Source organism: Dyella sp. SYSU CM1112, assembly GCF_058216415.1.
In genome coordinates this window covers 24787-34436 of sequence record NZ_JBZEGI010000025.1, presented here as the reverse complement: position 1 = coordinate 34436, position 9650 = coordinate 24787, and the positions used below count along the sequence as shown (strand labels likewise).

The following is a 9650-nucleotide window of genomic DNA, read 5'->3' as shown; positions in this document are numbered from 1 at the left end:
CACCTTCGGGAAGCTTGTCCCACAAGAGCGCATTCGATTTCCCGGATTCAGTGCGGCGAAAGATGTTTGGCTGTCCATTTCGATTTGTTCAGAGGCTCCCTAGGAAAAGGTCTCGTACATGCCCTAAAGAAGCAAGCCGGCCTATAAGAGCCTAGTCTCACAAAGCAACAGACAATCACACATGCTTAGCCAATAAGGCACGAAACCATGAAATATCCAATCGCCATCGAGGCAGGTACGAATGAGACCGCCTGGGGCGTAGCCGTTCCCGATCTTCCGGGGTGCTTCGCTGCGGGCGATACATTAGATGAGGCATACGAGAACGCCAAAGAGGCCATTGCCGTATGGATCAATACGGCTTTGGATGATGGACAACCTATTCCCACGGCGAAGACTCTTGCCGATCACAGCGAGAATGCGGACTTCAAGGACTGGCAGTGGGCAATCGTGGACGTTGATCTGTCAGAGTTTGATGACAAGATCGAGCGCATAAACATTTCAATTCCCAAGCGGGTGCTAAAGCAAATCGATTGCTTTGTCGCCGCACGAAGTGAAAATAGATCCGAGTTTTTAGCGAGCGCCGCGCTAAGCGCTATCTATCACAACACGGCTTCCGAATGGCGCCTTCCGCACAGCGCCTCTGAAGCCGCTAAAAGCCTGGGCTCCAAGCATGCATCCTCTCGTTTGAGCAAGCCGGCAAAGGGTGGCCGGTCGCGCCACAGGTAACTTTCAGCCACACATGAGCCATTGGCTCAACTTGGGGCGCCCTCAAAAATGGGAAGCTACCGAAACGCTAAGAGATCCGCGGGGCGTCTGCGACAACTGCGAGCGCGTTGTATGGTCGTGGCATGACATGGGCTTAGTGCGCTGGCGCTGCCAGCGTGGCATCTTCATGAATACGCACCGCTGATACACGAGAGAATGCCCAGAGTGCATGGAGATGGACGTAATGCATGCGGAGCATGCGGAAGAAACGGATATCTAGTCATCCCTCGCGAGGATTTAGATAACGAATGTGCACGTCACAGCGCACTGTCTGCGCCCCGTGCGGACAAGGCGATCAGGACTACTACCGAGCGAGCTCTGGGTATGTCTGCCTTGAGGTCCTCCGTCCCGCGAAAGCGTTATGCACTTCCTTGTGCCACCTGTCGTAGCCTCGCTGAGCAACGCAAGTGATCCATCCCTGTGTTCGCCATGCACAAGCATATGCCGTGAACATTTATGCCAGAACAATCACTTCTTTAAATAGAGAAGTAAGCGACGCCGATTTCGAAGGTCTGACAACCACATATGCCAGGCGATTTATCCCGCCTCGCCCTCCATCAACGCAAAAGTTGTTTACCGGCACACTGAAAGTGGGCGTACCTACGGGACCAAGATCATGGTCCACGTCACATATGCGCTTCTCCGCTATAAGGCGATTTCCTAGCGAGAGATTGAACAGCATAAGAGTATCGCCAGGAAGGATTGCATCATCTCTTCCCCTCAAAATCTTTACCGGCAGGGTCGACGCGCAAGCCTGTAATCGATACACACCGTCCAGTGCACCCAATACAAGTGGCGGTGCCATGGAAGCATCGCCATGACACAAATCGACAAATACCAGCGAGCCTAAGGATACAGCGTGACCACCCAATTCCACGACCACAGGCGACACGAAACTGCTCCCTGCTGTCACATAAAAGGTGTACCTGCCCGTGTCGTCGCTTTCCGTCACCAACCAGCCGTCCTCATCCACGGGCATCCCGTTTGCTAGCGCACCAACGCCATCCCAGACGGCTACTCGCTCTGTTGCCAACGTCCGATTGCGGTGCAACGCATCCATTAGACCGAATCTTGCCCACCTTCTTCCAAAAATGGGAAAACCGGAGGCATCTGACAATTGATAGGAGATTTCGAAGAAATTGTTTTTTGCAGGATCTGGCTTTTCGGCACATCCGTCACCCGCTGCATGTGCCTTGCCGAGTGGCACGAGCGGACTAGTGGGGAACATCATGGGAGTGATGGAATAAATCATTTCGCCCGTGTCAAAGCCGCTTATGTCGCTGACCGCACGCCAAGTAGTGCTCTGCGGATTGACACCGTTGCCGCACATGAAAACATCCAAGGTTGCGCTGGTATCGGACGCTCCCACCCGGACGGCTACTGCACCATCCCCATGATGATTCAATACGCATTCGCGCGCCGGCTGGCCAATGGGTAGAAGGCCGCCATGCACATTGGCGTGATGGATACCCTGCAGATAAAACTTAACGACTTCACCCTCTTGAAAGTGCTTGCCGTGATCGAGATTCATGGCGAGCGTAACAGGCATCCCCGGATCGAATTGTCTGCCCGATGGCGGACTACCTATTGCCGTGCGCCTCCATTGCGACGCACACCATTCGAGTATTGGCATTCCCCCTCCTGCTGCCGCTTAAGATGCAGTTGCGCCGTAATCCACATCAATTCGATGTGTTTGAAAGTTTTACTATCGCCCAATAAGCCACCACGGACCTTTGCTCAAGCGAAAGATTTTTTTCTTTGGCAGCACAATTACAAAAAAAAGACGGCACGACATCCATCCATGCACGTGTTTCCGAATGCATCCAATCGGAGTGGCAAAGGATTAACCTCGTACGGCGTGCATGGCGGTCAAATGAGCGCCGCCTCATTAGCTTCCATGATTTACAGAGAAGCCCTCAGGCCAAGTCGCCCAAAGTCCGCTCTCGCTTGGTCCATGCTCTTTAGGCATGGAAGGCTTTCCACTCAAAGATTCTTTCCGGAACTGATTGGGCGTTTGCCCTGTCCGTAAACGGAATGCGGTGGTGAAATTGCATGCGCTACAAAAACCAACTTCCTCGGCAATATCCTGTATCGCAAGCGGTGTTTCGACCAGGAGCTCCATGCTCCTTCGAAGCCGCTCCTCGCGGATCCACGTGAATACAGTCACACCCAGGTAGCGCCGAAAAATGGCAGACAATTTCTTCTCGTATACGCCCACATGCCGCGCAATCGCCTCCAAAGAAGACTGCATGGCAAGGTTCTCTCTTATGTAGTGCACAGCTGCCTGCAAAATCATCTGCTCATAGGGTAATCGCGTCGGGCAATCGACCTCATCTTCTGAATGCCTAGGTACCAACTTCCAGTGGATGCGCATACGCGCCAACACCTCCTCCGGTGCGCAGGGCTTTATCAGATAATCGACCCCTCCACAGGTCAGCCCTTCCAGACGATCGTGAATGCTGGCCGCTCGGGTCAGAAAGATGACAGGAACACTGCTCGTCGCCGTCGACTCCTTGAGTAGACGACACACGGCAAAGCCATCCATATCCGGAAGACGCGCTTCCAAAAGAATAATGTCAAACCTTGAAGCAAGGGCTAGTTGTATGCCCCGTTTCCCACTTGTCGCCAATTCCGGCTGCCAATGGCTACCTTGGATCAAAGCCGTTATTGCACGTATTTCTTCCGGCCTTCCGTCAATAACCAATGCTCGCAGCTTATTCCTGGATGCTTGTCCTAACATGCGACCTCTTTTCCGCCTCTGCGATCAAGTTGTCCACGATGTGAAAATGGTTTTCACATTGTCACGACGCTTTATACACATCCACGATAGAGCATTAAAAAAGCCATCTATCGGCATCTTCAAGAGAATAAGTCGCGACACATAACAAGTGGACAGCTACCGACGAAAAAACAGAAAAGTCTCAAAAGACCGACGAAGCACTCGTCAATTTGTTTCAAAAATGCATGAATGCAATGCTTACCCAAGATGCTCGCAACCTGACTTGCTTTTTGCCAGGTCTCGCTCCATATGGATTGATTGCCATAGATATAAGCGGATATCCATCACCAACTATTTGCATTTAACAGAAAGCTTCCTGCTAAATCCCGATCACGAAAAGTGGAATGGCAATACAGCGCAAAGAAACGGAAGACCCCTCCTTTTTCTCGACCGCCATGGAACATCACGCAAGACGTGACGCCACCCGCAAGAACATAAGACTGGCCGCATCAAAGACCCTGTCTTTGCCTATGCTATAGGCACTCGCATATCGACCCATCGACAATATTCGTAAAGCTCTTGCTCATTATTCAGGGAAAGCTTCAACAGAGCTGACCTCTTATATCGACTAGCTGACTTGTAGCTACAGCGCAGCAGCCTGGAAATCGGCCCAAGCTTCATCGATTCATATACCGTGAGATGTATTATCGACGCTTCGATCTTCGTCAAGCGCTTTTTTTTGCCCGAATAGACATCCCTGCTCACCCCACCTACAGGCCCTGCATCGGCCACATAGATGCGCCCCACGCTTGCTTCCCGAACAGCCAAGGCAAGCTTGATATGGTCGCTCCCTTTATCGACCCATCCTTTCGCCCCTTGATAGAGCGTCTCTTTCAAGAGCCCCCTGTTGCGTAGTGAAGTAATGACTACAACCCCGATCTCCGGGTAATCGTGCACAAGGCGGCGAACCATGACCAAGCCATCCGCACCGTAGCTGTTCGGCATTACAAAATCGGCGATGACCACATCGCATGGCTTTTTTTCCAATGCATCAAAAAGCTCATTGACTGAGCTAGCCTCGGCGACAACAACGCCCATGCTGTGGACACGTATCGCCGCGCACAGGCCATAACGACTGATAGGGTGATCGTCCACCAAAATGATTCGGGGCCGGTCGTATCGCGAATCTTCATTCATGTATAGAGCCCTCCTCCTTCGCTCCATGAAACGTTTTATCGAGAGGGTAAAATGAGATGTGAGGCCGCATCTGGACCTGCGCGTGCACTTGCTGAAACATCACAGCCAACAACAGCGTCTATCAGGCCGACAGTCAGCAAACACGAGCATGGGGGAATCCTTACACAGCGATTCGGCCCATGAGGATGAGATTTATCTCAACCTTTCAACCATGGGCTTGACGACACATGTTTTAATTGAGATGCGAGGCCCAAAGAGGGCAACAGCGAAAAAGTCCCGATACCCCCCGCTTACCTGGATTGCCCAGAGCGGCGGCCCGTGCGCCCTACCCATGGTGCTTGTTTTGGGTGAAAGGCGATCGGCAAAGATGCTAGCTCGCAAAGTCTATAAGCCCGTCCACACTGGAACGGGCTCAACACAGTTTGGTCGCTAGCGTTGCTGCGAGCAGAGAGGAGTCACCACAGCCCCTGCGCGCGCGCATATTCAAAGAGCTGACGATCATTCTTGATGCCAAGCTTGGACATGGCGCTATGCTTTTGTCCGCTAATCGTCTTGATGCTTCGATGCATGCGATGAGCGATCTCTGAAATGGAAAGACCTTGTACGAGCATGCGGATGACCTCGGCTTCCCGGGACGATAAACGTAGTTCGCCATCACGCCCTTCGATGGATTTCTCGCCGGGGACGAGCTGTTCACGTACGTGCTCATTCATATATACCTCACCCGCTCTTACAACACGAAGAGCCTCAAGCAGTTCGCCGGCCATGGATCCTTTTTCGACGACAGCCTTTACACCCTCCAAATAAGCGGCCCTGAAAATCGCCGCGTTGCGAAGCATAGTCAGCACAACGATAGGTAGTTCGGCATAACGCTTCCGCAGCTCATGAAGCAGGTGAATACCATCAGATGCCTTGCTGTCAGGCATAAGGAAATCAACGATTAGAATGTCACACGGGTGGGCTGCCAAAACATCCATCAGCTCCTTCCCGTCAGCCGCCTCGCCAACCACTTCGTATCCGTCCCCGCTGCGCGCCAGAATGGCACGCAAGCCGATACGTACAATTTCATGATCATCAGCAATCACTATCCTTATTTTTCTATGACTTCCTCCCCTAATTGCCACCGATAAGTTCTTTTCTCCATTAGAAACATTCATGCCATCCCCTGCCCAGGCCTCAACTTATCCAAAGAATTTTCACCAATTCTCTACAACTACGCTCTTATGAAATCTGGCATCAAAGCGACGTGAAGACATCACGAGACTGTCATCGGGGAGGCAAGCGCGCAGTGCCATCAGCCCTTGCTGAAGAAAAAGCGTAAGGAATAGCAAGGAAGCGCAAGCCTCGATAGGACACCCTACGCCGCTACCTAAATATCCAAATCCATCAAAAATCACGCTCTTGGTGCTATGCGAACTTTTGAGCCTACTCCACTGTTACGCCGTAAAGCTGCGCATCAAGCATGGCTGGCAAGAACCGGCTTGCCGATCTCGCTTTCCTTACTTGTCGCTTACTCGCGCCATGCACAGGCGCTGACCTATAGCTCCCTCACGATGCGGAAGCCGACACGGCCGCTGCGGATGCTCGCGTCTGCGCCTTGACGATAAGCAGAGTTGGCCTGCTCGGGCGAACTGCCCCATGAACCGCCACGTACCACGCGTGATGAACAACCGGGATTGATCCACGCACTACCATCCACCGGCGCGCGAATGTAATTGTCATGCCAACAGTCGGCCATCCATTCCGACACATTGCCGTCCATGTCGTACAGGCCGAAGGCGTTCGGCGCAAAACTCATCACTGGCGCCGGCCCCCAATAACCGTCGCCATACCCTTGGAACGCGTGTGTCCAGCGGCGACCGCTGGGAGAACGATCCAGTGAACCGGTGAGATTTTCGACCTTGCTCTTTGGCGAACCGCTACCCCACCAATAGCGCGTGGTGCTGCCAGCGCGCAATGCATATTCGAACTCGGCCTCGCTCGGTAAACGGTATTTCTTGCCGGTGCGCTGGCTCAGCCATTGCACGTAAGCATGGGCATCATTCCATGACACGTTTACCACCGGCAGATTATCCGCGGCAGCATGGCCAGCGTAATCATCTTGCCAAGTGGCATCGGATACATCGCGCATCACGCCAGTGCGTTCGTCATAGACGCTGGCGCCGCCCATCGTGACGGAGTCCGGTTCGTAGCCACTCGCTCGCACAAACTCGCGGAACTGCCCCACCGTGACATCGGACTGCGACAATGCAAAGCCCTTGGTGATGGTCACTTGGTGCTGTGGCATTTCGGCATCCGTATGCCCCGGCTCACCATCCGGTGCCCCCATCATGAAGGTGCCGGTAGGTATGACCAGCATCGTGGGTGAATGCCCGGTCATATCCACATACCGGTCGGTGAATACCTGTCCAGGCTTGTAGCTCGCGTAAAGGCGCGCATTGGTCAGGCGCTCTTCGAACTCATCCAGCCCCGTTACCTGCGGACTGATCGACTGTGCCTGTCCCGCCAACTGCTTGGCCAATACGATATTGCCGGCATCCAGTGCGGAGCGGGCCTGCGCCAACACGCCTGCCGCCCGTTGCTGGCGAATGCTATCGACCTGACTGCGCACATCTTGCCATTGTGGTGAATCGGGCTGGATAGATTGCGCATACTTCAAGGCGCTCTCCGCGCCGGCAAAGTCGTTTTGCGCCACCGCCGCCAAAGCGCGATCCAGCACAACACGCTGTACTTGCAGAATACCCTGCGCAGCTACCGCATTCTGCGGATCAAGCTTCTGCACTGCGCGGTAAACTTCCAGGGCGTTCTCGTTCGGCGGCTGATCCGCGTTGCCCTGCTGCAGCAAGGTCGCAGCCTGCGCCAACATCGGCCGCACCTGCAATAGCGTCTTCAGCCCGGCTTCGAGTGGCGGCACGTCATTCGCACTATCAGGCACGGTTTTGAATTGATCCAGCAGGTTGCTGGCCGATTCGGAATCGCCAATGGCGATATCCTGCGTGATCGCCGCGATCAAATGCGTACGCACCTGCTCCATGCCTTGCATCGCTGCACGGCTATCCGGCTTTATCTTGAGCGCCTGTTCGTACAGTGCCTCTGCACTGCCCTTGTCACCGGCAATACGCCCAGCCAGATATGCTTTCTTGGCCCGTTCCAACAGACTCCTCACCTCCGGCGGATCCGCGCTGGCCTGCTCGGGCAGAGGCAGGCTCTTACGGTTCAAGCGCGCCGCAATCACCTCGGTCGGCGCCAGAGTGAGCGGCGGTCCAGCGTTGAGTTCTTCTTGCGCGGAAGGTATCGCGCTGCTTGCTCGCGCTGGATAGGAAGACATCGTGCGCCCCACCACCGGCGAGCTGGGTGGGTTGGCGATCTCCTCAGGGCTCACATGAAAGAGTTGCGGAAAAAAGTGATAAGTCAAACCGAACGCCAACACCAAAACACCGAGTGCCCCACCGAATGCACGTTGGCGTTGTACCGTTTCCTTGCTTGGCATGATGGGCGTTCCGGGGGCAGGCCTGCTATCGTTCGCCGCTTACCATATGGCACCGCCGATGGCGGGGCAATCGCAGATCGCGAATTTCCGTCACGTCAAGGAAAACTCATGCCCCTGCCTGTATCGCCGCCCAAGGCCGACTGGATCGAACAACGCAGCGAACTTGAACAATGGCTGGATGGGCTGAGCTCTGGCGCGCTGCTCGGCCTCGATACGGAATTCATGCGTCGCAACACCTTCTACCCCCAGCCGGCGTTGCTGCAACTTAGCTGGCATGGGCGTTACGCGCTGGTCGACCCGCTGGCATTCGAGATGGCCGAAACATTGCGACCCTTGGAGAGCGCAAACGTCGTCACACTCATCCATAGCGCCAGCGAAGATCTGGAAATGCTTTCGCCGTGGCTGCCAGAAGGGCCGCGCGTGTTGTTCGACACGCAGATTGCCGCCGCCTTTGTCGGCATGGGCCTTGGAATGAGCTACCGGGCGCTCGTGCACGCATTCACAGGCGTGGAGCTGGATAAGGGTGAAACGCGCTCCGACTGGCTGCAACGCCCCCTTACCGAATCGCAACGCGACTACGCCACCCTGGATGTGGTGTATCTCGAAACCATTCATCAGCACCTTACCGAACGACTGGCACAACGCGGACGCATTGCCTGGCACGCCGAAGACTGCGAACGCCTCAAACGCAAAAGCTGTCCGCGCGAAGGCGACCCCCAACCGCAAGTCGCCTACCGCAGTGCTGCCGAATGGCCGCGCGAGCAACAGGCCTTTCTGCGCCGCATCTTGCTGTGGCGCGATGCCACTGCCCGGCTGCAGGACAAACCACGTCCCTGGCTACTGGAAGATGCCCTTGCCCTCGGCTTCGCCCAACACCCACCCCGTACCCTCGCCGACCTTGAGCAACGCGCCAGCGGCCAGCGCGCCCTGCGTTCAGCACAGCGCACCGAACTATTCGAACTGCTTCAAGTCCCCGTCACTGACGAAGAAATCGCCAGCACCGCCCCTATTCCACCCCTTCCTCAGGGCAACGCCAAGCAAGCTTTAGCCGCCATGAAACTTTATGTGGACACGCTTGCCACCGAACTGGACCTTCCTCCCGGCCTACTCTGCTCCCGCCGCGTACTGGAGGAATACGTAGTCACCGCACGCTGGCCAGATGCATTGGAAGGCTGGCGCCGTGACATTCTCCACGACCGCCTCAGCAGCCTGCTGCCTGCCTGAGAGGGCTTGGCTCCCTCCCCACTCCACTGCTAGCATATAGCGCTTGTGTGGGGCGGTAGCTCAGCTGGGAGAGCGTCGCGTTCGCAATGCGAAGGTCGGGAGTTCGATCCTCCTCCGCTCCACCACTTCAATGCAAGATTTTACAATCGCATTCGAAAGAGCGTTCGGCAAGCAGACCGCGCGCGCCGCATCAAAGACGTTGCAAAGAAACCGATGCCCATCAGGCGCGGTAAGATCGATCACTCCTTTCCTCAC

Annotated in this window: 7 protein-coding genes and 1 tRNA gene; 3 read left to right on the top strand and 5 right to left on the bottom strand. The window is 55.1% G+C overall.

Going from position 1 to position 9650, the window contains the following annotated elements:
* The first annotated feature begins 207 nt into the window (after positions 1-207).
* Positions 208-726, top strand: coding sequence for a type II toxin-antitoxin system HicB family antitoxin (locus AC4HNJ_RS21115; protein ID WP_490481591.1), 519 nt, complete (start codon positions 208-210; stop codon positions 724-726).
* Between the two features lie 493 nt (positions 727-1219).
* Here the strand turns inward: AC4HNJ_RS21115 and AC4HNJ_RS21110 are convergent, their stop codons facing one another.
* The 5 genes from AC4HNJ_RS21110 to AC4HNJ_RS21090 form a co-directional block, all read right to left on the bottom strand.
* The gene (locus AC4HNJ_RS21110; protein ID WP_490481590.1) at positions 1220-2398 is read right to left on the bottom strand and encodes a hypothetical protein; all 1179 of its coding nucleotides are present in this window, start codon (positions 2396-2398) and stop codon (positions 1220-1222) included.
* A 255-nt stretch (positions 2399-2653) separates the two neighbouring features.
* Positions 2654-3505: a response regulator transcription factor gene (locus AC4HNJ_RS21105; RefSeq protein ID WP_490481589.1), complete on the bottom strand. Its 852-nt coding sequence runs from the start codon at positions 3503-3505 to the stop codon at positions 2654-2656.
* A 507-nt stretch (positions 3506-4012) separates the two neighbouring features.
* A complete protein-coding gene (locus tag AC4HNJ_RS21100) occupies positions 4013-4681 on the bottom strand; it encodes a response regulator (protein WP_490481588.1) in 669 nt (222 codons plus the stop codon).
* A gap of 455 nt (positions 4682-5136) precedes the next feature.
* Positions 5137-5838: a response regulator gene (locus AC4HNJ_RS21095; RefSeq protein ID WP_490481587.1), complete on the bottom strand. Its 702-nt coding sequence runs from the start codon at positions 5836-5838 to the stop codon at positions 5137-5139.
* Between the two features lie 380 nt (positions 5839-6218).
* Entirely contained in the window at positions 6219-8171 is a 1953-nt protein-coding gene (locus tag AC4HNJ_RS21090) for a formylglycine-generating enzyme family protein (RefSeq protein WP_490481586.1), read from the bottom strand.
* Positions 8172-8279: 108 nt separating this feature from the next.
* On the opposite strand from AC4HNJ_RS21090, the gene AC4HNJ_RS21085 reads away from it, so the two are divergent.
* Together AC4HNJ_RS21085 and AC4HNJ_RS21080 are read left to right on the top strand one after the other, a co-directional pair.
* Complete coding sequence (locus AC4HNJ_RS21085; protein WP_490481585.1) at positions 8280-9395, top strand: ribonuclease D; 1116 nt, start codon at positions 8280-8282, stop codon at positions 9393-9395.
* Positions 9396-9444: 49 nt separating this feature from the next.
* Positions 9445-9520: transfer RNA gene (locus AC4HNJ_RS21080), tRNA-Ala, on the top strand.
* Positions 9521-9650: the final 130 nt, after the last annotated feature.

Excerpts from the sequence above, each read along its gene's own strand:
- AC4HNJ_RS21110 (WP_490481590.1), bottom strand. The coding sequence starts at position 2,398 with ATGCCAATACTCGAATGGTGTGCGTCGCAATGGAGGCGCACGGCAATA.
- AC4HNJ_RS21085 (WP_490481585.1), top strand. The coding sequence starts at position 8,280 with ATGCCCCTGCCTGTATCGCCGCCCAAGGCCGACTGGATCGAACAACGC.
- AC4HNJ_RS21095 (WP_490481587.1), bottom strand. The coding sequence starts at position 5,838 with ATGAATGTTTCTAATGGAGAAAAGAACTTATCGGTGGCAATTAGGGGA.
- AC4HNJ_RS21100 (WP_490481588.1), bottom strand. The coding sequence starts at position 4,681 with ATGAATGAAGATTCGCGATACGACCGGCCCCGAATCATTTTGGTGGAC.
- AC4HNJ_RS21105 (WP_490481589.1), bottom strand. The coding sequence starts at position 3,505 with ATGTTAGGACAAGCATCCAGGAATAAGCTGCGAGCATTGGTTATTGAC.
- AC4HNJ_RS21090 (WP_490481586.1), bottom strand. The coding sequence starts at position 8,171 with ATGCCAAGCAAGGAAACGGTACAACGCCAACGTGCATTCGGTGGGGCA.
- AC4HNJ_RS21115 (WP_490481591.1), top strand. The coding sequence starts at position 208 with ATGAAATATCCAATCGCCATCGAGGCAGGTACGAATGAGACCGCCTGG.